Raw genomic sequence first — 19,518 nt, 5'->3', positions numbered from 1 at the left:
GATAGCATCTGAACCCTCTCTTCGAGCTGGCGACCGTCCCCGCGCGGCATGGCCTCAGCACGCCCAAGCTGGTCAGACTTAGGTCCCAAGCAAGACACTCTGGGGTTGGACCGAAGCCTCGGCTGAGGAACGTAGCCGGCTGGCTCACGTTGTGGTGAGCTTTGGCGCGACGAAGATGCGTCCGGGCGGAAGAGTTCAAAGCCAGGGAGGAGAGGCCCGACGCTGCTAACGAGCGTCGGGCGTGGGCGTAAATGCAAACAATCAGCAGACTGTTCAATTCCCATGCCCAGGCAGCACGTGCCGTTGCCGCGCTTCAGGCTGCCGGGATTCGCCGTCGCCAGATCAGCGTGGTCGGATCTTACAACGACAACGATGAACCGATCAGCGTTGCTGGATATTACGACGATGAGATGAGCGCTCTCTGGCGGAGCGCCGTCGCCGGTGCCGCACTTGGCGCCACGGCTGGTCTGTTAGCCGGTTTCAGCGCTTTTGGAGCTCAAGACGTTGATCCTGCGGGGATGACCGGCATGGCTCTGGTCGGTGCGGCGTGGGGCGGCTTTGCCGGCGTGCTTCTCGGAACTTTCGCCAATTTCGCCCAGAAGCCGCGCAAGCCGAAGATCGCAGAAGGTGTCATACTGGTGATGGCCCGGGTCGATGAAAGGCAGGCCGGCGCCGCGCATACGGTGCTCCGGAGTTTCGCGGAGATGCCTTCCGGGCCGATGAAGAGGAGCGCTTTGCCAAATTCAAGCCGGCTCCGCGTCCGATCTGGTGCCCGATGAAGTTTGGTTCGCGAAACAGCAATTCAAACCGGAGGCGCCCGACGAAAGCTTGGCAAACCAACACTTTGGAAGCATGCGGGCTACTTACCGTCGTGTTGTCCTTTATTCTTACCGTTCTGTTGGCTGGTCTCATCCTTGGCTGAACCGAACCCATGCCCTAGCCACCGGCGACACTATGCCCGGCAATTGGCGAAGGTTGTGGCCAGTTCGAAGGATTAAACCATTCGTGCTAAGCGTTAATAGCTTGTAGCCATAGGAGAGGACGCCGACGTGGACAAACGGGCTGAAGGAGACAGGGAGAAGTTGGCCCGAGGCGAGTTCGAGCTCAGAGCCGAACGATATGGTGTGAACGCCTTTCTTCTCGTTGTCGAACTTGTAAATCTGCTGGAAAAGCGCGGATTGATCAGCAGCGACGACGTCGCGAAAATAGCCGAGGCCGCCGCACTTGCCGTCGCCGCATCCAGTCAACCTGACGTGAACAGCATCAATCTGTTGCAGACCATCGCTGCCGCACGCCGGCCCAAATAGGCTTATATCAAATCCGCCGGCAATCAGCGCCAACCAAACGCTATGGATTGACCTGATCTCGGTCGAGCGTACGGAGCCTTTCCATGTGCAATGACTACGAGCAGCACATCGCCTGGGCCGAATACTGCCGGATGATGGAATCGCTGGCGCTAAAAATCCCCAGCCATCAAACCGAACTGGATCTGCCGCAGGCGGATGACATCCACATCAACGACCCCGGGCCTGTAATGCGCGCCGCCGGCGACGCAATCGAACTGGCGTCGATGACGTTCGGCTTTCCCCCGGCCGGGCCAAAAGGCGGACCTGTATTCAACTTTCGCTCGGAGGGCCGACAGTTCGGCAACAGCAAGCGCTGTCTCGTTCCGGCGTCGGCATTCTTCGAATTCACTGGAACGAAATATCCAAAAACCAAGCACAGGTTCACGCTGAATGGCCATTCGTTCATGGCGATTGCCGGGTTGTGGCGCGAGGCTATCGGCAACAAGCCGCCGACGTTCACGATGCTGACGAGCGAGCCGGGGCCGGACGTGGCGCCATATCACAACCGGCAAGTGGTTGTGCTGCGGCCATCGGACTGGGCGGCCTGGATCCACTTGACGAGGTCCGAGGCTGAACTCCTGCGCCCGTTGCCGGAAGGGTCGCTCAGAGTGGAGACAGCTCGGGTGGGTTCGGAGTAGGAACCATGGGAAAATTGCTCGCTGAGCTGCGGCCGCGCCGCATAGCCACGGCGCCGCGCCCCATGCTCAGAACGAATGCCCGCGCGATATAAGCGCTTCAGCCCGGCTTGACGTAGCCGGCGGTGACCTCGTCCTTGTGAGCGGCGAAAGCTTCCAGGACTTCGGTTTTCTCAGGCTTCGGAATTTTGAAATGATCCAAGGTCCGCCCGAGTTCCGCTGCGACCTCATCGAATTCCGCGGGGGAAATCCGCAGGCCGCGATGCGCCTCCTCGAGGCCGAGCGGCGTCGTGCCGGGCTTGGTGGCGACGAACTTGAAGGGCCCGCCAGAAACGTCGCAGACCCACAGCGTCCGCATGAACTTGAGGCCGGGCAACCTTTCAAGGTTCTTGGTGTGCCATTTGCGCAATTGTGGGTTCTTGGACTTCTTGCCGACAATCGGGTTCATCACGACGGCGTCGCTGAAATGATCGATCACCGCTGCGATGGCGAACACACCACCCAGGCGCTCATATAGAGTCTTCCCCGATGTGGCTTTCTTAGCCTGGGCGAGTGCGTTGTCGGCAGGCAATACCGACGTCGATGCGGCGGCCAGCGCCAGCCCGGCGACAACACTTCGTCTTGTCAAAGAGGTCGAAATTTTCATCCCTGGTTCCCTTCGAGGTTAGGCCAGAGCAAGCCGCAGCCTGTCTGGCGGGCTTCATGAAGTGACATTCGGACACGTTGCCGTATTTTTAGCATCGTCTAATGAACTAACGCGCCCTTCGCCCGAATTATTCCGATGGACGGCATTGCCGTGGTCAACATGCGTGAAGGTCGCGCGGATGAGGAAGGCTTAAGCACGCGTCGCCGCGCGCGGCAGCGGTCGCGAAGCCACTTCGGCCGCATCGGCGGCCCGATCGATGTTGTTGCGGGCACCGTAGTGTTCCTGGCCTTGCTGGCGGCGGTCGCCTGCGGCCAATAGCCTGTGCTTTTCGAAGATCGCTAGCTTCTGCGGGTAGGTGATCCGCACCTTTGCGTTGCACCCGTCGCATTTGAAGTGCGCGATTGTTCTTAGTGCAGAGCCCTTTCTTACCGCCGGATGCAAGCAATCCGGACATTCGAATGTGAGCGCGACATCTGATAAGTCTTCGGCTAAGCCCATTTCCATCCCCTTCGCAAGCTCGGTGGCTACACTCTGGCGATTCTCAATGAGCAATTCAGATACCAAATAGCTGTGCCAAAGCGGGACTAGGCCAATTCGCCCCAGAACGTTGCGAAGCTAGTGCGCCTTCTCTGTGCCTTTTGAGCCACGAAGAGACCTAACTTCCTCCAGCAGTTCGCGCTCATTGGTAGTCACGTTTCGGAAGATTGCGACAATCATCACCGCCAAGGCTTCAGCAGCCAGGCTTAGAGGGTCAATGTGCTCATCTGCGCAAACCTGATCGAACACGCGTTCACAAATAGCCAAATCGTGAGGGCTGAGGCGGGTGCGATTGAAACGCCGGCGCGACATTTGCGAGCCTTCGAGGCCGCTGCCCGTGCAAAAGAAGCGGGTCTTCGCAAGAAACGCGAGTCATTGAGCGATTGTTCCCGGCTACAAGCTTTGTTAAGCCGCCTGCGGCGGGGGCAGATCAGAACGCTTCCCCACTGCGCATCATGGCGCGTGCGAGCGCGAGCTGTGGCTCGACCTTGGCATTTTCTATCATGGCGAGATGCTTGGCATTCAGGCATTTTCGGACGTCCGCCCGAACGGCGCTGGCCGCCATGCGCGGGCCGATTTTGGACGGCTGGACCGTTGGGCTCACGTCAGACGCAGTAGCCTGGGGGCAAAGACTGCTTCGAACCCTAAACGGGGCCGTCGGCTATCCATTTGACGACGCTGAGGAGCCACGCCTTCCGCCCTGACAATCGCCATCGCAGCCAGTGCCACCGCGACGACCGAGTTCCAATATTTGAAAACTATTTGAAAACTCTCCCTAGACGGTTTGGCATCATGAACAGTCTTCTTTGGCGGCAGGCGCTCTAGGGTGACCCGAAACTTGGTCAGTGCTGTAAGGCGGTACATATGCTATAGCTAATATTGGGTCGAGGGGGCGACCATGAAAGGGAGGACCAACCATGAAGCCGCATTCCCTCAGCGCCCGCCGTATTGGCCTGCTTATATTCTCGGTGTGTGCTTTCGGGCTGATAACGTCAGCCGCAATGCCCGCAGACAGCAAATTCGCCGTCGAGCCGGTGGTTGAGAAAAGGGTGAAGGAACTGCCCTCCGGACCGTTGTACTGGCGGCTGGAAAATTTCCCAACGCTGGCGCAGGCCCAAAGCGCTGCGGGCCCGACCTCGCTTGCGGCGGAGGTCGCAGGCAAGGTCTGGCTGTTCACGCTTGGACCGAAGGATGGCTCTACGACCGGCGGAACCAAGGTCGTCGAGATCGGACCGGTCCCTCCGATCAGCGCAAGCGAGTATTTGCTGCGCGTGAACCGCGCCGGTGGAGCGCCCGGCGTCAAGACGAAGATCCATACGCATCCGGGACCGGAGGCCTTCTATGTGCTGACCGGCAAGCTCGGCCAGAGAACGCCCCACGGAGTGACCTATGCTGAAGCTGGTACGGCCATGATCGGACACGGGGCCAACACGCCGATGGAGGTGTTCAGCGCCGGCACAACCGATCTCGATGAGCTGGCGATCTTCGTGGTCGACGCCAATCAGCCGTTCTCGTCGCCGGCCAGCCTCGACTGAGGCGACATTTCCCAGGGTGGTACTTCCGCTCTGTTGCAGACAATCGGTCAACAAGCTGAGAATGTCTGCCCTGGGGTCGAACTCGGGTCCTTCAGGGTGTTGGGTCTTGGCCCCAACGCCATCGGATTGGGTTCGCCTGACCCATAGCCGTCCACTTCCCGCTCGGGGGCGTCGCCACTCCCATGCCAGCGAGCGTTGCCGCGCGATCTGACTGGGGTTCCGACCGGCCCCTTCAGCGGCCCAATGACGGCCGTGAGCTGCTTGACCTCCACAACGGCCTTGGCCTTGGTCGCCTCAGCCCTCGCCATGGTCCCTGGCCTCAGACCCCGCATCGAGATTGCGCTGGGTCGCGGCCACCTAAGCCAATGGCAAAGACAACTCCTCGTCGGCATTCACGGTCGTCTGGTGAAGTACGGCCCAAACACGAGAAGCGCACCAGGGTGCGATTGTCATCGATCGCTTCAGTGTGGTTCGAATGATGCGGGAGTCTGCCCAGGATACTAGCGACCAGTTGACGCTGACAGGTGCATGCTGAATTCGATGGTGCTGCGAGAGAGGATTGAACTCTGGCTTACTTCAATTAGATCAAAATGCTTAAGCGCCCAGTTTGTAACATTGTCACGGACCGTAAAGTGACCGGCCAAGCACCTTGCCGGGCGTTGCACCATAGACCTATTTGGCCTTTTCCTTATGAGGCGTTCGATTCTGTTTATTCGCTCCCAAGGCGTTCCCGATCAAGCCTCCAATAGCCACGACGCCTCCAGCCACCCAGCCCCAAATTGCGACCGCAGTGCCAGCTACTGCCAAACCCATGGCCGGGATGAAAAACACAGCCACGAATCCGATGAGCAGTCCACCTGTGGTCCGGCGCCGTGTCGTGGTGCTCAGTGCCTGTTTCTTTGCGATGGAACTGAGCCGATGCAGGATCGCCGAGTTACGGTCTTTCATTTTGATACCCCACCAGGACTGACTCGGCACGTAGACGACAGTAAGCAGGGTATCGAGGCCTAGCTAAGTGCCCTAAGCGATCTATTTCTTGCCAGAGTTTCACTGGGAGCATCGCGTGCCATGTGGTCACACCGACGCATTGCGGACGCTTTCCGACTTGTATACCTTCCCTTCGCAAAGATCCTAATCACAAAAGGCAACTTGCATCGGTGGAGTTCGGATGACGCGAGGTTTGATTCTTCTTGCATGGATTGTCGTCGGAGCGTGGACTAGTTCGGCATTAGCTCAAGACGCCACCGAGAAAACCTTTCCCCACGACACCACGCTTAGCGATGTAGCTCCCTTGAAGCTTGCAATCCGGAAGCACCTTGCCATCTCGACGGAACCAACAGTGTGGATCGCGATGGCTCGCATGGGAGAAAGTGGGGTTGTCTACCTTTGTGGGCTTACGGATGGTGGCAGCATGTCGACCTCCATTCTCTTCTTTGCGCATAAGACGGATGGGGCTGTCGAAGTCGAAGAAATTGATAGTGACTCCAAAGTCGATGGCAGGGCCAAAAAGCTTTGCGACACTCACGGCTTCCGCACCCCTATCCCCGGCTGAACCTCCGCAACCTTTAAGGACAGCTTCCCATTTCACCGATCTTGGTCATTCCGCATTTATGAGTTTACGACCTAGCCTCCTTTGGAGCGCGGACTCGAGCGCGAGCAAGCCCACACCTCGCGATCAGCTCAATTCAATATTTACCCACCATTTTCTTCGGCGATGCCTTGCGCAGAACCAGAATTTGTTTGGGAGACCAATAACCCGCAATTGTGATCGGAAACCTGCTGATATGATGCTTGAAAGTCGGCCAATCGAACGTTCAGTTCAGGCGGCACAGCGGGTGCTGGCCGGTCTTGCTGTGCTGCTTGCGCTCGGCGCTCCGACCTTGGCTGAGGATAGCGAAGATTGCGCCGGCGCCGCTGCAGGCTCACAGCGGATCGCCGCCTGCACGCGGATCATCGACGACGGCGCGCGAAGCCCGGAAAGTCGCGCCAAAGCTTACCACAGCCGGGCAATCGCCTGGGCTGATAGCGGTGTCAATGACCGAGCCATAGCGGACTACGGCAACGCGATCGCCCTCGATCCGAAAGATACCGATGCTTACAACGAGCGTGGGCTGCTATGGCTCGACAAGGGCGAGAACGACCGCGCCATCCGCGATTTCGACCGGGCGGCCGAGGTCGATCCCAAAAAAGCTAGGGCGTTCTATAACAGAGGCTTAGGCTGGGCTCGCAACGGCGACGACGCTCGCGCCATCATCGACTACACCCAAGCCATCGAACTCGATCCAGCATATTTGCAGGCCTACAACAACCGCGGCTTCGTCTTCAACAGGATTGGCGAATTCGACCGCGCCATCACCGACTTCGATGAGGCGATCCGCCTCAATCCCCAACACCCGTTCCCTTATAACAACAGGGCCATTTCCTGGGGTGCAAAGGGTGATGCAGAGCGGGCGGTCGCCGACTATAGCCATGCGATCAGGCTCGATCCGACTTATGTCAACCCGTATGGAAGCAGGGGAATTTACTATTTCTACGGCCGAGATCCGGCGAAAGCGCAAGCCGATCTTGCCACGGCGGCAGCACTAGCACCCGACAATGCCTATTATGCGATTTGGGCGGATCTGGCGGAGCAGCGCAATAGCGGCGTTAGCAATTTGCGTGAGGCTACCAGTAAGTTGGACATGACCAAATGGCCTGCCCCGCTCGTTCGCATGTTCCTTGGCGAGCAGACGCCCGAATCGGCACTCGCCGAAGCAGACGACCCGGTCCCGAGCAGGAACCGGGGAAATGTGTGTGAGGCCGATTTTTATGCCGCGGAGTTCCACCAACTCAAGGGCCATCCCGACAAGGCCTTGCGACTTTACCGGCTAGCCGTCCGCGACTGCCCCCGCGATTTCATCGAATATGTCGCGGCAAGCAAGGCACTGCGCGCCCTGGGCGTAACTCCATAGGGTGCGCTGCGGGTATTATGTTCCGGGGCTCTGTCGGTGGCAACAAAGTCGGTCGGGTCAGCCGCGTGTCGCCCAGGAACGGCGCCTCCCTGCTGACAAAGACCCACCTTCGCCGTTGGCCTGACGTGTGCTGGGTAGGTGATCTGGTGCTGCGAGAGAGGATTGAACTCTCGACCTCTCCCTTACCAAGGGAGTGCTCTACCACTGAGCTACCGCAGCCGCCGATGGCGGGGCTTCTGCCATATCGAACCGGCAAGCGCAAGGCCAAGACAAGGGGCACAAACGGGGGCCGGGTTGAAAGGCCGCACCAGGCGATCGTTGCGGACATGGCCGTGCCACAATGTTGGCTATCCCTTGATCCGTACCGGCGGGTCGCCGGGCCGGGGACGGAACGATGAACGACAAGGCAGTTTCTCCGAACAAGCCACCGAAGAAGGATGGTTCCGCGAAAAAGGCAGGAACTGGCCGCAAGGACCGGCTGGCCGAGCAGTTGCGCGCCAATCTGCAGAAGCGCAAGGCGCAATTGCGCTCACGAAGGACCGGCGACGCCGACCAGCGGCCGGACGGGCTGCAGGCGGCGATGAAAAAAGATTAACGCGAATCGGCTATGTTGGTCGCCGGTACTTTGGCCAAATCAGCGTGGGCCAAAGTGGGGAATAGCCTGTTTCTTGAACCAAGCCGGCCAATGGTCTAGATGGCGGCAACAGACTCAACCGATTTAAACCGGCCTTTTAGCCGAGGGGACGCTCTTCATGGATCGCATCAGAATTGTCGGCGGCAACAAGCTTGCCGGAAGCATCCCGATCTCGGGCGCGAAAAACGCCGCGCTGCCGCTGATGATCGCTTCGCTTTTGACCGACGACACGCTGACGCTGGAAAACGTGCCGCATCTGGCCGATGTCGAACAGCTCATCCGCATCCTCGGCAATCACGGCGTCGACTACTCGGTCAATGGCCGCCGCGAAAAGCAGCAGGAAGGCTATTCGCGCACCATCACTTTCTCCGCCCGCAACATTGTCGACACGACGGCGCCTTACGAGCTGGTGTCGAAGATGCGGGCCTCGTTCTGGGTGATCGGGCCGCTGCTGGCCCGCATGGGCGAAGCCAAGGTGTCGCTGCCCGGCGGCTGCGCCATCGGCACGCGCCCAGTCGACCTCTTCCTCGAAGGCCTGCAGGCGCTGGGCGCCGATATCGACGTCGACACCGGCTACGTCATCGCCAAGACCAGGAACGGCCGGCTTGTCGGCAACCGTTATGTGTTCCCGAAAGTCTCGGTCGGCGCCACCCATGTGCTGATGATGGCGGCCTCGCTGGCCAAGGGCGAGACGGTGCTCGAAAACGCCGCCCGCGAGCCGGAGATCGTCAACCTCGCCGAATGCCTCAACGCCATGGGCGCGAAGATCTCGGGCGCCGGCACGGCGACCATCACCATCGACGGCGTCGAGGCGCTGTCGGGCGCCCGCGTCAGGGTGATCCCCGACCGTATCGAGACCGGCACCTATGCTATGGCGGTGGCGATGACCGGCGGCGACGTCGTGCTGGAAGGCGCGCGGCCCGACCTGTTGCAGACGGTGCTGGACATCATTTCGCAGACCGGCGCCGAGATCACGCAGACCAATTCCGGCATCCGCGTCAGGCGCAATGGCGCCGGCATTTCACCGGTTGACGTGACGACGGCGCCCTTCCCGGCTTTCCCGACCGATCTGCAGGCGCAGTTCATGGGGCTGATGACGATGGCCAAGGGCAAGTCGCGCATCACCGAGACGATCTTCGAAAACCGCTTCATGCACGTCCAGGAACTCGCCCGGCTCGGCGCCCACATCACGCTGTCCGGCCAGACCGCGATCGTCGACGGGGTGGCGAAGCTGAAGGGCGCGCCGGTCATGGCGACCGATCTTCGCGCCTCGGTGTCGCTGGTCATCGCCGGCCTCGCGGCCGAAGGCGAAACCACGGTCAACCGTGTCTACCATCTCGACCGCGGCTTCGAGCGGCTGGAGGAAAAGCTGTCCGGCTGCGGCGCGGAGATCGAGCGCATTTCGGGCTAGAGCCTTTCCGCAGGGCTTGTGGCGCGGTTGCACGGACCGGAAAGACCGCCTAACAGAAGGCTGAATAGTCCAACCTTCAGGTGTGAAATCCGCATGGCCCTCAAGCTTGTCGCGCTCGACGATCAGGATCTGAGCATCATCTCGGCGCATGTCCAGGATGCCGTCATGAAGGTCAGCGATCTCGAATACCTGCCTTCGGTAAAGCGCTTCGTGCTGACCATGAATCGCTTCGTCTGGGAGGCCAAATCCGGCTTCTTTCGCCAGCACAACGAGCGGCGGCAGGCTGTGCTGCATTTCGACCGGGTGCTCGGCGCCAAGACCAGCGGCATTGCCCGCGACAAGCCCGACGAAGTGCTGTCGCTGCTGGCGATCAGCTTTCTCGCGCTCGACAAGCCGGCCGGCATCGTCGAGCTGATCTTTTCGGGCGGCGGCGCGATCATGCTCGATGTCGAATGCATCGAGGCGCGGCTTGCCGATGTCGGCGGCGCCTGGGAAGCGACGTCGCGCCCGGCCCACAGGGTTTGAGCCGATGGCCATCACGCTTCGCCAGTCCGACGCCGATTTCGAGCAGCGCTTTGCCGCGTTCCTGCTGACCAAGCGGGAAGTCTCGGCCGATGTCGACGCCGTGGTGCGCGAGATCATCGCCAAGGTGCGCGCCGAGGGCGACGCCGCGCTGGTCGAGTACACGCAGAAATTCGGCGGCGGCGACCTGGCCGAGCTCGGCATCGCCGTCTCCAGGAACGACATTGCCAAGGCTTACGATGCAGCCGACCCGCAAACGGTCGAGGCGCTGAAATTCGCCCGCGAGCGCATCCGCGCCCATCACCAGCGGCAGCTGCCGCAGGACGACCGCTACACCGATGCCGCCGGCGTCGAGCTCGGCTCGCGCTGGACGGCGATCGAGGCCGTGGGGCTCTATGTGCCGGGCGGCACGGCGAGCTATCCGAGCTCGGTGCTGATGAACGCGGTGCCGGCCAAGGTCGCCGGCGTCGAGCGCATCGCCATGGTGGTGCCGGCCTCCGGCGGCGACGTGCCGCCGCTGGTGCTGGTGGCAGCGGACCTTGCCGGCGTCTCAGAAATCTACCGCGTCGGTGGCGCCCAGGCGATCGCCGCCCTTGCCTTTGGCACCGAAACGATAAAGCCTGTCGCCAAGATCGTCGGCCCCGGCAATGCCTATGTCGCGGCGGCCAAGCGCCAGGTGTTCGGAACGGTCGGCATCGACATGATCGCCGGGCCTTCGGAAGTGCTGGTTGTGGCGGACGGCAGCAACGATCCGGACTGGATCGCCGCCGACCTGCTCGCCCAGGCCGAGCACGACGTATCGTCGCAGTCGATCCTGATCACCGACGATTCTGCGTTTGGCGAGGCGGTCGAACAGGCGGTGGAGCGGCAGTTGCAGAACCTGCCGCGCGGAGAAACGGCGGCGGCGAGCTGGCGCGATTTCGGCGCGGTGATCCTGGTGCCGACGATCGAGGCGGCACTGCCGCTGGTCGACCGCATCGCCGCCGAACATGTCGAGCTTGCCATCGACGACCCCGAAGCTTTCCTGGCGCGAATGCGCAATGCCGGTGCGGTGTTTCTCGGCCGCCACACGCCGGAGGCCATCGGCGACTATGTCGCCGGCTCCAACCACGTGCTGCCGACAGCGCGCTCGGCGCGCTTCTCGTCCGGACTTTCGGTGCTCGATTTCGTCAAGCGCACTTCGGTCCTGAAGCTCGGGCCGGAGCAGTTGCGGGCGCTGGCGCCGGCGGCGATTACGCTCGCCAAGGCGGAAGGCCTCGATGCGCATGGACGCTCCGTCGGCATCCGGCTGAACATGTAGACATGTCCGACTACGACCAAACCCGCGCCAGGCTGATCGATGTCGAGCTCGACGAGACGATCGGCCGCTCGACGCCCGATGTCGAGCATGAGCGGGCGGTGGCGATCTTCGACCTGATCGAGGAGAACCGTTTTCAACCGGTCAATGACGATGGCGCCGGGCCGTACCGACTAAAACTGTCGCTGGCCCAATCCCGGCTGGTTTTCGCCGTGACGCGCGAGGACGGCGCAGCCGTGGTCACCCACATTCTGTCGCTGACGCCGCTCAGGCGCATCGTCAAGGATTACTACATGATCTGCGAAAGCTATTATGATGCCATCCGAACCGCGACGCCCAGCCATATCGAGGCGATCGACATGGGCCGGCGCGGCCTGCACAATGAAGGCTCGCAAACGCTGATGGACCGGCTTGCCGGCAAGATCGAGATTGACTTCGACACGGCGCGCCGGCTGTTCACGCTGGTTTGCGTGCTGCACTGGCGAGGCTGAACTGGCCGCCCCGCTGCCCCGCCCGATCCTGCCCCGCTCGATCCTGTTTGTCTGCGGCATGAACGCAGTGCGCTCGCCGATGGCCGAATTGCTGGCACGCAAGGTGCTCCCGCCCACCACCTTCGTCGCCTCGGCCGGGGTGCGCGGCGGGGAACGCGATCCGTTCGTCGATGCCGTGCTGGCCGAAGAGGGCCTTTCACTGGGCGAACGGCACCCGAGAACGATGGACGACCTCGAGGACGATTATTTCGACCTGATCGTGACGCTGGCGCCGGAAGCCCACCACACCGCGCTCGAGCTCACCCGTTCGCTGGCCGTCGAAGTCGAATATTGGCCGATGCCCGACCCGACCGGCGTCAGCGGCACGCGCGAGCAGATCATGGCTGCCTATCGCGACGTGCGCGAGCGGCTGAAGGCGCGGATCGGCCGCCGTTTTCTCGGCAACGGGGCTGAAAACGCCGCGGATTAAGCATGTTCACAAGCGGACGTTTATCATATAGGTTCCGCGCAACTTTCCGGCCGGGGCGCTGGAAGTACCCATCCAAGCAAAGGTATCGAATGCCGAAGGAAGAAGTCCTCGAGTTTCCGGGTGTCGTCACGGAACTGCTGCCCAACGCGATGTTCAGGGTCAAGCTCGAAAACGAACATGAAATCATCGCCCATACGGCCGGCCGCATGCGCAAGAACCGCATCCGCGTTCTGACCGGCGACAAGGTCCTGGTCGAGATGACGCCCTACGACCTGACCAAGGGCCGCATCACCTACCGCTTCAAGTAAGTTCAAGGACCCGGCCGGGATCGCGATGGGCATTTTGCAGAAGCTCGTGCTTGCCTCGGGTTCGCCACGCCGGATCGAGCTGCTGCAGCAGGCCGGCATCGAGCCGGACCGTGTGTTGCCGGCCGATGTCGACGAGACGCCGCTGCGTGCCGAGCATCCGCGCTCGCTGGCCAAGCGGTTGGCGACGCAGAAGGCCGAGAAGGCGCTGGCCTCGCTGAAGACCGAGACCGACTACGTGCCGACATTCGTGCTGGCCGCCGACACGGTGGTCGCCGTCGGGCGGCGCATCCTGCCCAAGGCCGAGACGCTCGACGACGCCGCCAACTGCCTCGGGCTTTTGTCCGGCCGTTCGCACCGCGTCTATTCCGGCATCTGCCTGATCACGCCAGGCGGCAAGCAGCGCTTGCGGCTGGTCGAAACCAGGGTGCGCTTCAAGCGGCTGCCGCGCGAGGAGATCGAGGCCTACATCGCGTCGGGAGAATGGCGCGGCAAGGCAGGCGGCTATGCCGTCCAGGGGCTTGCCGGTGCCTTCGTCGTCAAGCTTGTCGGCTCCTACACCAACGTCGTCGGCCTGCCTCTCTACGAGACGGTGGCGCTGCTCAGCGGCGAAGGCTTCAAGGTGCAGGCCAACTGGCTGTCGGGTACGCGGCTATGAGCCCGGACGACAAGGTCACGCCGTTGCGGCCCAAGCGGCCATGCCCGGAATGCGGCAAGCCATCGGCGCGCGAAACTTACCCGTTCTGCTCGACGCGCTGCAAGGACATCGACCTCAACCGCTGGCTGAAGGGGGTCTACGTCATCCCGGGCCGCGACGAGGATGAGAACGACGACCAGAAATAGCACCGTCCACCTGCGGTTTTGCACAGGCCTGGGACGGTTTCGCAGCCGCGATCGTGACCGGTGATCGGCCTTGCGGACTGCCTGTCGCTTCCCGACTGAAATCAATGTCCAGAACCTATTCCATTCCGGGTAGTATCGGACAGAACAGGTTCCGGCGTTTTGTCTGAGCATGATCTTTTCCGAAAACCGGATTCCACTTTTCGGGATCTGCTCTAAGCGCTGGACAGGCCGAATTCCCGTGCTATAACCCACGCGCTTTCAAGGGGTGCCGACGGCGCTTTCATGAACCCGGTGTGCAGATTGCCGCCCACTGGGGCAGGCCCAGATAGCTCAGTTGGTAGAGCAGCGGACTGAAAATCCGCGTGTCGGTGGTTCGAATCCGCCTCTGGGCACCATCCACCTCGGTCCATTCTGGACACATAGGTTACGGTTTATACCAGAGACATAGGTAACCCTTTGGCCCGAAAGGGTTTTTGGGGTGGTTCGAGCCTACATGTCTCATCGTCGAAATAGCCCAGATCATGTCCACGAAGCTGACCAGCCAGATATGGTCCTCGCCCTGTTTGATGCCGACGGTCTGGCCGGCGAAGACCTGGCTGAGGTTGATCTTTTTGTCCAAAAACCTCATCCGACTTTTTCGGCTGGCATCCAGAAGGCCCGCTTCGGCACTCAGCTCGACCGACAGGGAAACCTTTGCCGAAGTTGACTGTTGTAGCTCCAAGACAGAGGAGAAGGTTGAATGGCTTCCGTCCGATACATCGTTGCAGACGTCGATGAGGCGGCCGCATTCTATCGAGACTATCTCGATTTCAAGATCGAAATGCACAATCCGGGCAAGTTCGCCGCGCTGCTGCGTTACGACTTGACGCTGTATCTCAGCGCCCCAGGTGCGGGGAGCGGTGGTCAGGCGGGCGGCGATCCGAAGCCGGGCGGGTGGAACCGATTTATGATCGTTACGAAGGGACTCGATGTGCTCATTGAGCGGTTGCGTCGGGCTGATGCAAGATTCCGCGGCGACATCAGCGACGGCGGTGCCGGTCGCGCCATCTTGCTCGAGGATCCATCGGGCAACGTGATCGAGCTATTCGAGTTCAAGAAGGACTGAGCTTGAACAAAGCTGGTGGTTGAGGGAATACGAATTCCCGCGATCAATGTGGATTGCCGCGCGTTTGCGAGTTGTTACGCCATAGTTCGACTCAGAACCACGCAGAGGAGCGCGAGCCCAAGCACGACCGTTGTCACGAGGTTGACCCTTTCGGCTTTGGCGATTGCTGTCGCCACGTCGCTGCCCTGGTCTCCTGTTGCAGAGCCCCGGATATTCCCGACCAGGTGGACCCACTTCCTCTCGGCGATCCGATTGGCCGATGCACCGAGAAACAGCGCCAGTATTGCCAAGCCTACGCTCAGCGTTGTCCACACGCCGCGGGCACCGGCCACGTACATCCACACGCGGGTCGCAACCGTCAGAAAGGCCAAGACAGCATAGAAGGGGCCGGTGCCGTAGCGCCGCGCGAGCGTCTGCAGGAATCCGACGCCGGACGGCCCCGCTTGAACGACGGCGGGGCCTATGACCACCACATAAAACACGGCTGCGCCGAACCAAGTCCCGAGCAAGGCAACAAAGATCGGAATCAGTGGGTTGGTCGGTTCCATGATGATATCTCCTTTGTCTCACCCCAGGCCGTTGAAATGGAGTTGTCACATCGGATGAGCCTCCTCCGTCATCACTGTGACGGACAGCGATGGGAAAATGTGACAGATGGAACCGGATCAATGGCTGGCAGAGCGCTTCGAAGCTGACCGCACGCGTCTGCGGAAGGTTGCATACCGCCTGCTCGGTTCATCGACAGAGGCCGACGATGCAGTGCAAGAAGCGTGGCTGCGCCTCAGCCGCTCAGATGCCCGGAGCGTCGACAATCTTACCGCTTGGCTCACTACTGTCGTTGCGCGCGTCTGCCTCGACATGCTGCGGGCGCGCAAATCACGCGCGGAGACTCTGCAGGCGCTCTCCGAGTGGCGCGCGGATTCGGGAGACGCCGCGGACCTCGACAAGGAATTAGCGATTGCCGATTCGGTCGGCCTTGCGTTGAGTGTCGTACTCGAAAAGCTTGCTCCTGCCGAACGTGTCGCCTTCGTGCTGCACGACGTCTTTGATGTGCCCTTCGAAGAGATTGCCCCTATCGTCGGCCGCACCCCGGTCATGGCGCGGCAACTGGCAAGCCGAGCTCGTCGTCGCATACGGGGTCAGCCCACTGTTTCCGCTGCTGAATTGAACGGGCGGCGGCGGCTTGTGGATGAGTTTCTTAACGCAGTTCGTTCCGGCAACATTGATGCGATCGTGGCCCTCCTCGACCCGGACGTCGTTATCCGTGTTGATTCGTCTGCGGCTCCTGACGGAAGAGCGGTCGAAGCACATGGGTCCACAACAGTTGCGAGGGGGGCTCTTGCCTTTGCGGCACGTACGCAATTCGCGACGCCAATGCTTCTGAACGGGGCGCCAGGGATTGTTGTGGCGCCGACCGGACGTGCGCGATATGCACTGACGATAGACGCGGCAGGGGAGAAAATCCGAGCCATTGAAGTGATCGGCGATCCCGCTCGCCTGAGTCAGATCGATTTTGCCACGCTCAATTCACCAGATTAGCACAAGTCGCGACTTATGATTTGTCGCTACATCCAGCTGCCTGCCGTTGTCGATGGCGTGCGAGAATTATCTGGACCATGGCGCCGGCGACGTCGGTCAAATGTCGATGAAAAACGTCTTCGGCATCTCGGATCCCGCTCTGGCCACAACCTACAGACCGAGGGCGCAGCCGTCCTTGCGCGGTTCAGAACCGCCCAGCAGGGTCCCGTTTGCCCAATCGATGCGAATGGCCTGCGCACCGCCGATCGGGTCCGTGGCAGGAATGATTTCGAAACCGCGTCGGCTAAGTTCAGCTAGGGTTTCGCCGGCGAGCCCGTGTTCGGCCTGGACCTTCATCGTGCCGCTGACGGGGGCGATCCGCGGCAGATCGATCGCCTCCTGCAGATCCATCCCGAAGTCGAGCACTTTCGTCAGCAGGTGCGCATGGCCCATTGCCTGGTAGTAGCCACCCATGACGCCGAAAGCCATTTCTGCCCGGCCGCCTCTCGCAAGCATCCCGGGTATGATGGTATGCAAAGGTCGCTTGTTCGGCGCCACTGCATTAGGGTGCCTGGGGTCAAGCGAAAAGCTTTGCCCGCGATTGTGCAAGACGACACCGGAGCGTGGCGAGACCAGGCCCGAGCCAAAGCTGTCGAAGACCGAGTTGATGAAACTGACCGCATTGCGATCCTTGTCGACAACGGAAATATAGACCGTGTCGCTGTGCAGCGGCATATCGAACGCCGGCAGATCCGCGCGGGCGCGCTTTAGGTCGATCATGCCGGCCAGACGATCGGCCCAGGCATTCGACAACATGTCGGCCACCGGCACCTCGGACATGTCGGGATCGGCGACGAGCAGGTCACGCGCGGCGTAAGCGAGGCGTGTCGCTTCGATTTCCAGGTGAAGCCGGTCCGCGGATTGCGGGTCGCCGTGGGCTTCGAAGCGCGAGAGGATGTTTAGAATGAGCAGCGCGATCACACCCTGGCCATTCGGCGGACATTCGAACACATCGCAGCCTCGAAACGCCGCGCTGATCGGGGTCACGTACTCGCCTGTTGCCGAGGCGAAATCTTCGAGTGTGTGCAATCCGCCGAGCCCACGAAGATAGGCGACCATGTCTTCGGCCACAGGGCCAGTGTAGAAGGCCTCTCGTCCCTTCTTGGCGATCAGCCGCAGCGTTGCAGCCAACTCAGGCTGGCGATGCACTTCGCCAACGCCTGGCGCGCGGCCGTTTGGCAGGAAAATCCGTTTCGCCGTAACATCAGAGGCCAGAAGTTCTTCCTCCAACGCCCAGTCACGATGGACCCGCGGTGAAATGGCGTAGCCTTCCTCGGCGAAACGTATAGCAGGGGCCAGGATTTGATCGAAGGGCATATGCCCGTGATCAGCGTGCAATCTGGTCCAGGCATCGATCGCCCCCGGGATGGTGACGGAGCCAGGAGAATTACGGGCCACCTCCGCCATGCCACGTTCGAGGAACCAGTCAAGTGTCAGGGCGGCGGGTGTCCTGCCCGATCCGTTGTAGGCGATGACCTCGCCGGATCCGTTTCGCGACAGAAGAGCGAAGCAGTCGCCTCCAATGCCGGTCGAGGCTGGCTCGACGACACATTGCACCGCGCAGGCTGCGATGGCGGCATCCATGGCGTTGCCGCCGGCCGCCATGATCTCCACCGCCGTCAGGGTCGCCGACGGATGAGAGGTGGCGGCCATGGCCTCGCGTGAAACGACAACCGAGCGCGTTGGTTTCTCAAAATTTCGCATGCTATGCCCTTCTGGTCGTGCTCAAGAGGCGGCGTCGCTCATCGTCGAGGGGCGGTGCCGCAGATGCCGCGACATCCAGTATTCGAGTGCCGCCAAGGCACGGATGATCGCGAAGTTCAAAATGAGATAAATGGCGCCCGCGCAGATGAAGACTTCAAAGGCGCGGTAGGTCTGGGAGATCAATCCCTGGGCAATTCCAGTCACCTCCATCAAGGTCACGATGGAAGCCAGAGACGTGCCCTTGATCATCAGGATGATTTCATTGCCGTAACTCGGCAGCGCCTGGCGAAAGGCCAGCGGCAGGATAACGTGCCGATAGGTCAAACAGGTGGACAGGCCGACAGACCGGGCCGCCTCGACAAGGCCGTGTGGCACCGATTGAATCGCGCCGCGGAGGATTTCGCTGCCATAGGCGGTGGTGTTGAGTGTCAGCGCGATGATTGCGCACCAGTAGGGTTCGCGGAAAACGGCCCATAATCCAATTGCCGACAGTTGGTGCCGGAACTGACCAAGGCCATAATAGGTCAGAAAAATCTGCACCAGCAGGGGCGTCCCCCTGAACACGGCAACGAAGCCACGGATCGGCAGGACGACGAAGGGCGATTCCGATTGCTGGGCAAGCGCCAATGTGACGGCAAGAACGAAGCCGGCAACGATGGAAGTCAGGGCCAGTTCCATCGTAAGCGGCAGGCCGGCGAGTAGTTTCGGCAGGATTTCGAGGAAAAACCTGAAATCTATCATGCCGACCGGACGCGCCACGGCGCCTTTCGTTCCAGACGGTAAAAGGCATTGCCCGTGACGGAAGCGATAGCCAGATAGAGCAAGGCTGCAGCAATGTAGAAGATGAACGGTTCACGGGTCGAACCTGCGGCGATCTGTGCCTGGCGCATCAGTTCAACGAGGCCGATTACCGATATCAGCGACGAGTCCTTCAGAACCAATTGCCACACATTGCCGAGGCCTGGCAGCGCGTATCTCAGGAGCTGGGGAAAAATAATCTGGCGCAGCCGCTGCAGCCGGTTGAGACCAAGCGCGCAAGCGGCATCGTGCTGTCCCTGGTCGATGGCGACGTAAGCCCCTCGATAGACCTCGGCTTGATAGGCGCCCGAGATGATTGCGATAGCCAAGGTTCCAGTGGCAAAGGCCGGAACGCCAACGAATCCGGACCCGCCCAGGCTATGACCAAGCGAGGTCAGGGCGACACTACCTCCATAGTAAAGCAGATAAATGGTCAGAAGGTCGGGCACGCCCCTGAAAACCGTGCAATAGCCAAGGGCCAAGAACCTTAGCAGTTGGGAGTTGTGGAGACGCCCGGCCGCTGCCAGCCCGCCAAATACAGCGCCAAGCGCAAAGCCCAGCACAGACAGGAGCACTGTGACCGAGGCCGCCATGAGAAGAGCAGCCCCCCAACCTCCGTTCTGGAAACCAAGCAGCCGGAATGCGTCAACCATTGATACCCCCGGCAGGACGAACGGCTCAGCTCCGGATCGGGTCAGGAATGGCCGTTCG

General features: G+C 61.1%; 25 protein-coding genes and 2 tRNA genes. 19 read left to right on the top strand and 8 right to left on the bottom strand.

Translation table 11 applies throughout. The features are described from left to right. Window positions 1-251 precede the first annotated feature (251 nt). From NKH98_RS01230 to NKH98_RS01220, 3 genes are all read left to right on the top strand, one after another. A complete protein-coding gene (locus NKH98_RS01230; protein ID WP_352803999.1) occupies window positions 252-779 on the top strand; it encodes a hypothetical protein in 528 nt (175 codons plus the stop codon). Between the two features lie 270 nt (window positions 780-1,049). Then, window positions 1,050-1,307 carry a hypothetical protein gene (locus NKH98_RS01225; protein ID WP_352803997.1) on the top strand — a complete coding sequence of 86 codons (258 nt, stop codon included), beginning with the start codon at window positions 1,050-1,052 and terminating at the stop codon, window positions 1,305-1,307. 83 nt (window positions 1,308-1,390) lie between these two features. Continuing rightward, window positions 1,391-1,984: an SOS response-associated peptidase gene (locus tag NKH98_RS01220; protein WP_352896031.1), complete on the top strand. Its 594-nt coding sequence runs from the start codon at window positions 1,391-1,393 to the stop codon at window positions 1,982-1,984. Between the two features lie 97 nt (window positions 1,985-2,081). Here NKH98_RS01220 and NKH98_RS01215 read toward each other — a convergent pair whose 3' ends face one another. Continuing rightward, window positions 2,082-2,627, bottom strand: a complete 546-nt coding sequence (locus NKH98_RS01215) for a group I truncated hemoglobin (RefSeq protein ID WP_352896028.1) — start codon at window positions 2,625-2,627, stop codon at window positions 2,082-2,084. A gap of 135 nt (window positions 2,628-2,762) precedes the next feature. On the opposite strand from NKH98_RS01215, the gene NKH98_RS01210 reads away from it, so the two are divergent. Continuing rightward, a complete protein-coding gene (locus NKH98_RS01210) occupies window positions 2,763-2,945 on the top strand; it encodes a hypothetical protein (RefSeq protein ID WP_352475879.1) in 183 nt (60 codons plus the stop codon). 1,136 nt (window positions 2,946-4,081) lie between these two features. Next, window positions 4,082-4,699, top strand: coding sequence for a cupin domain-containing protein (locus tag NKH98_RS01205; protein WP_352896025.1), 618 nt, complete (start codon window positions 4,082-4,084; stop codon window positions 4,697-4,699). A 672-nt stretch (window positions 4,700-5,371) separates the two neighbouring features. Here NKH98_RS01205 and NKH98_RS01200 read toward each other — a convergent pair. Further along, a complete protein-coding gene (locus NKH98_RS01200; RefSeq protein ID WP_352644252.1) occupies window positions 5,372-5,647 on the bottom strand; it encodes a hypothetical protein in 276 nt (91 codons plus the stop codon). Window positions 5,648-5,867: 220 nt separating this feature from the next. Between NKH98_RS01200 and NKH98_RS01195 the strand changes: the two genes are divergently transcribed. Both NKH98_RS01195 and NKH98_RS01190 read left to right on the top strand, forming a co-directional pair. Next, the gene (locus NKH98_RS01195; protein WP_352644254.1) at window positions 5,868-6,251 is read left to right on the top strand and encodes a hypothetical protein; all 384 of its coding nucleotides are present in this window, start codon (window positions 5,868-5,870) and stop codon (window positions 6,249-6,251) included. Window positions 6,252-6,552: 301 nt separating this feature from the next. Beyond that, window positions 6,553-7,650 (top strand): tetratricopeptide repeat protein, encoded by a 1,098-nt coding sequence (locus NKH98_RS01190; protein WP_352896022.1) that lies wholly within the window; start codon window positions 6,553-6,555, stop codon window positions 7,648-7,650. Between the two features lie 144 nt (window positions 7,651-7,794). Here the strand turns inward: NKH98_RS01190 and NKH98_RS01185 are convergent. Beyond that, window positions 7,795-7,869 (bottom strand) — tRNA-Thr (locus tag NKH98_RS01185). 175 nt (window positions 7,870-8,044) lie between these two features. Here NKH98_RS01185 and NKH98_RS01180 point away from each other — a divergent pair. From NKH98_RS01180 to NKH98_RS01135, 10 genes are all read left to right on the top strand, one after another. Further along, on the top strand, window positions 8,045-8,245 hold the full coding sequence (locus NKH98_RS01180) for a hypothetical protein (RefSeq protein ID WP_352475882.1): 201 nt from the start codon (window positions 8,045-8,047) through the stop codon (window positions 8,243-8,245). A gap of 157 nt (window positions 8,246-8,402) precedes the next feature. Beyond that, window positions 8,403-9,695, top strand: a complete 1,293-nt coding sequence (gene murA, locus NKH98_RS01175) for a UDP-N-acetylglucosamine 1-carboxyvinyltransferase (RefSeq protein WP_352475883.1) — start codon at window positions 8,403-8,405, stop codon at window positions 9,693-9,695. A gap of 93 nt (window positions 9,696-9,788) precedes the next feature. Further along, entirely contained in the window at window positions 9,789-10,220 is a 432-nt protein-coding gene (locus tag NKH98_RS01170; RefSeq protein WP_254820565.1) for a DUF2948 family protein, read from the top strand. Between the two features lie 4 nt (window positions 10,221-10,224). Next, the gene (gene hisD, locus NKH98_RS01165) at window positions 10,225-11,517 is read left to right on the top strand and encodes a histidinol dehydrogenase (protein ID WP_352475884.1); all 1,293 of its coding nucleotides are present in this window, start codon (window positions 10,225-10,227) and stop codon (window positions 11,515-11,517) included. A 2-nt stretch (window positions 11,518-11,519) separates the two neighbouring features. Continuing rightward, a complete protein-coding gene (locus tag NKH98_RS01160; protein WP_352475885.1) occupies window positions 11,520-12,005 on the top strand; it encodes a UPF0262 family protein in 486 nt (161 codons plus the stop codon). A 1-nt stretch (window position 12,006) separates the two neighbouring features. Next, the gene (locus NKH98_RS01155; RefSeq protein WP_292663983.1) at window positions 12,007-12,474 is read left to right on the top strand and encodes an arsenate-mycothiol transferase ArsC; all 468 of its coding nucleotides are present in this window, start codon (window positions 12,007-12,009) and stop codon (window positions 12,472-12,474) included. An 89-nt stretch (window positions 12,475-12,563) separates the two neighbouring features. Continuing rightward, window positions 12,564-12,782: a translation initiation factor IF-1 gene (infA, locus tag NKH98_RS01150; protein ID WP_006200926.1), complete on the top strand. Its 219-nt coding sequence runs from the start codon at window positions 12,564-12,566 to the stop codon at window positions 12,780-12,782. Window positions 12,783-12,807: 25 nt separating this feature from the next. Then, the gene (locus NKH98_RS01145; protein ID WP_352475886.1) at window positions 12,808-13,437 is read left to right on the top strand and encodes a Maf-like protein; all 630 of its coding nucleotides are present in this window, start codon (window positions 12,808-12,810) and stop codon (window positions 13,435-13,437) included. Beyond that, window positions 13,434-13,622: a DNA gyrase inhibitor YacG gene (gene yacG, locus NKH98_RS01140; protein WP_352475887.1), complete on the top strand. Its 189-nt coding sequence runs from the start codon at window positions 13,434-13,436 to the stop codon at window positions 13,620-13,622. Before NKH98_RS01145 ends, yacG begins: the two co-directional genes overlap by 4 nt. Window positions 13,623-13,941: 319 nt before the next feature. After that, window positions 13,942-14,017, top strand: a tRNA-Phe gene (locus tag NKH98_RS01135). A 29-nt stretch (window positions 14,018-14,046) separates the two neighbouring features. On the opposite strand, the gene NKH98_RS01130 is transcribed toward NKH98_RS01135, so the two are convergent. Next, window positions 14,047-14,241 carry a hypothetical protein gene (locus tag NKH98_RS01130; RefSeq protein ID WP_352896017.1) on the bottom strand — a complete coding sequence of 65 codons (195 nt, stop codon included), beginning with the start codon at window positions 14,239-14,241 and terminating at the stop codon, window positions 14,047-14,049. A 120-nt stretch (window positions 14,242-14,361) separates the two neighbouring features. Here NKH98_RS01130 and NKH98_RS01125 point away from each other — a divergent pair, with 120 nt between their 5' ends. Next, a complete protein-coding gene (locus NKH98_RS01125; RefSeq protein ID WP_352896014.1) occupies window positions 14,362-14,727 on the top strand; it encodes a VOC family protein in 366 nt (121 codons plus the stop codon). 74 nt (window positions 14,728-14,801) lie between these two features. Here the strand turns inward: NKH98_RS01125 and NKH98_RS01120 are convergent, their stop codons facing one another. Then, window positions 14,802-15,275 (bottom strand): hypothetical protein, encoded by a 474-nt coding sequence (locus NKH98_RS01120; protein ID WP_352800565.1) that lies wholly within the window; start codon window positions 15,273-15,275, stop codon window positions 14,802-14,804. 106 nt (window positions 15,276-15,381) lie between these two features. On the opposite strand from NKH98_RS01120, the gene NKH98_RS01115 reads away from it, so the two are divergent. Further along, the gene (locus NKH98_RS01115; protein WP_352896011.1) at window positions 15,382-16,266 is read left to right on the top strand and encodes a sigma-70 family RNA polymerase sigma factor; all 885 of its coding nucleotides are present in this window, start codon (window positions 15,382-15,384) and stop codon (window positions 16,264-16,266) included. Between the two features lie 150 nt (window positions 16,267-16,416). Here the strand turns inward: NKH98_RS01115 and ggt are convergent, their stop codons facing one another. Genes ggt through NKH98_RS01100 form a run of 3 tightly spaced genes read right to left on the bottom strand, consistent with a single transcriptional unit; the run spans window position 16,417 to window position 19,460 of the window. Next, a complete protein-coding gene (gene ggt, locus NKH98_RS01110) occupies window positions 16,417-18,009 on the bottom strand; it encodes a gamma-glutamyltransferase (protein ID WP_352896008.1) in 1,593 nt (530 codons plus the stop codon). A gap of 21 nt (window positions 18,010-18,030) precedes the next feature. Continuing rightward, a complete protein-coding gene (locus NKH98_RS01105; RefSeq protein WP_352896324.1) occupies window positions 18,031-18,750 on the bottom strand; it encodes an ABC transporter permease in 720 nt (239 codons plus the stop codon). Next, window positions 18,747-19,460, bottom strand: a complete 714-nt coding sequence (locus NKH98_RS01100) for an ABC transporter permease (RefSeq protein ID WP_352644271.1) — start codon at window positions 19,458-19,460, stop codon at window positions 18,747-18,749. The genes NKH98_RS01105 and NKH98_RS01100 overlap by 4 nt, the downstream gene beginning before the upstream one ends. Between the last annotated feature and the right edge of the window lie 58 nt (window positions 19,461-19,518).

Origin of the sequence: Mesorhizobium sp. M0833 (assembly GCF_040319905.1) — a bacterium.
Lineage (GTDB): Bacteria > Pseudomonadota > Alphaproteobacteria > Rhizobiales > Rhizobiaceae > Mesorhizobium.
This window is presented reverse-complemented; position numbering and strand designations above follow the sequence as displayed.

Bases quoted from the DNA above. Each gene is read 5' to 3' on its own strand.
- NKH98_RS01230 (WP_352803999.1), top strand. From the start codon at position 252: ATGCAAACAATCAGCAGACTGTTCAATTCCCATGCCCAGGCAGCACGT.
- NKH98_RS01220 (WP_352896031.1), top strand. From the start codon at position 1,391: ATGTGCAATGACTACGAGCAGCACATCGCCTGGGCCGAATACTGCCGG.
- NKH98_RS01215 (WP_352896028.1), bottom strand. From the start codon at position 2,627: ATGAAAATTTCGACCTCTTTGACAAGACGAAGTGTTGTCGCCGGGCTG.
- NKH98_RS01210 (WP_352475879.1), top strand. From the start codon at position 2,763: ATGGACGGCATTGCCGTGGTCAACATGCGTGAAGGTCGCGCGGATGAG.
- NKH98_RS01205 (WP_352896025.1), top strand. From the start codon at position 4,082: ATGAAGCCGCATTCCCTCAGCGCCCGCCGTATTGGCCTGCTTATATTC.
- NKH98_RS01200 (WP_352644252.1), bottom strand. From the start codon at position 5,647: ATGAAAGACCGTAACTCGGCGATCCTGCATCGGCTCAGTTCCATCGCA.
- NKH98_RS01195 (WP_352644254.1), top strand. From the start codon at position 5,868: ATGACGCGAGGTTTGATTCTTCTTGCATGGATTGTCGTCGGAGCGTGG.
- NKH98_RS01180 (WP_352475882.1), top strand. From the start codon at position 8,045: ATGAACGACAAGGCAGTTTCTCCGAACAAGCCACCGAAGAAGGATGGT.
- murA (WP_352475883.1), top strand. From the start codon at position 8,403: ATGGATCGCATCAGAATTGTCGGCGGCAACAAGCTTGCCGGAAGCATC.
- NKH98_RS01170 (WP_254820565.1), top strand. From the start codon at position 9,789: ATGGCCCTCAAGCTTGTCGCGCTCGACGATCAGGATCTGAGCATCATC.
- hisD (WP_352475884.1), top strand. From the start codon at position 10,225: ATGGCCATCACGCTTCGCCAGTCCGACGCCGATTTCGAGCAGCGCTTT.
- NKH98_RS01160 (WP_352475885.1), top strand. From the start codon at position 11,520: ATGTCCGACTACGACCAAACCCGCGCCAGGCTGATCGATGTCGAGCTC.
- infA (WP_006200926.1), top strand. From the start codon at position 12,564: ATGCCGAAGGAAGAAGTCCTCGAGTTTCCGGGTGTCGTCACGGAACTG.
- NKH98_RS01145 (WP_352475886.1), top strand. From the start codon at position 12,808: ATGGGCATTTTGCAGAAGCTCGTGCTTGCCTCGGGTTCGCCACGCCGG.
- yacG (WP_352475887.1), top strand. From the start codon at position 13,434: ATGAGCCCGGACGACAAGGTCACGCCGTTGCGGCCCAAGCGGCCATGC.
- NKH98_RS01125 (WP_352896014.1), top strand. From the start codon at position 14,362: ATGGCTTCCGTCCGATACATCGTTGCAGACGTCGATGAGGCGGCCGCA.
- NKH98_RS01120 (WP_352800565.1), bottom strand. From the start codon at position 15,275: ATGGAACCGACCAACCCACTGATTCCGATCTTTGTTGCCTTGCTCGGG.
- NKH98_RS01115 (WP_352896011.1), top strand. From the start codon at position 15,382: ATGGAACCGGATCAATGGCTGGCAGAGCGCTTCGAAGCTGACCGCACG.
- ggt (WP_352896008.1), bottom strand. From the start codon at position 18,009: ATGCGAAATTTTGAGAAACCAACGCGCTCGGTTGTCGTTTCACGCGAG.
- NKH98_RS01105 (WP_352896324.1), bottom strand. From the start codon at position 18,750: ATGATAGATTTCAGGTTTTTCCTCGAAATCCTGCCGAAACTACTCGCC.
- NKH98_RS01100 (WP_352644271.1), bottom strand. From the start codon at position 19,460: ATGGTTGACGCATTCCGGCTGCTTGGTTTCCAGAACGGAGGTTGGGGG.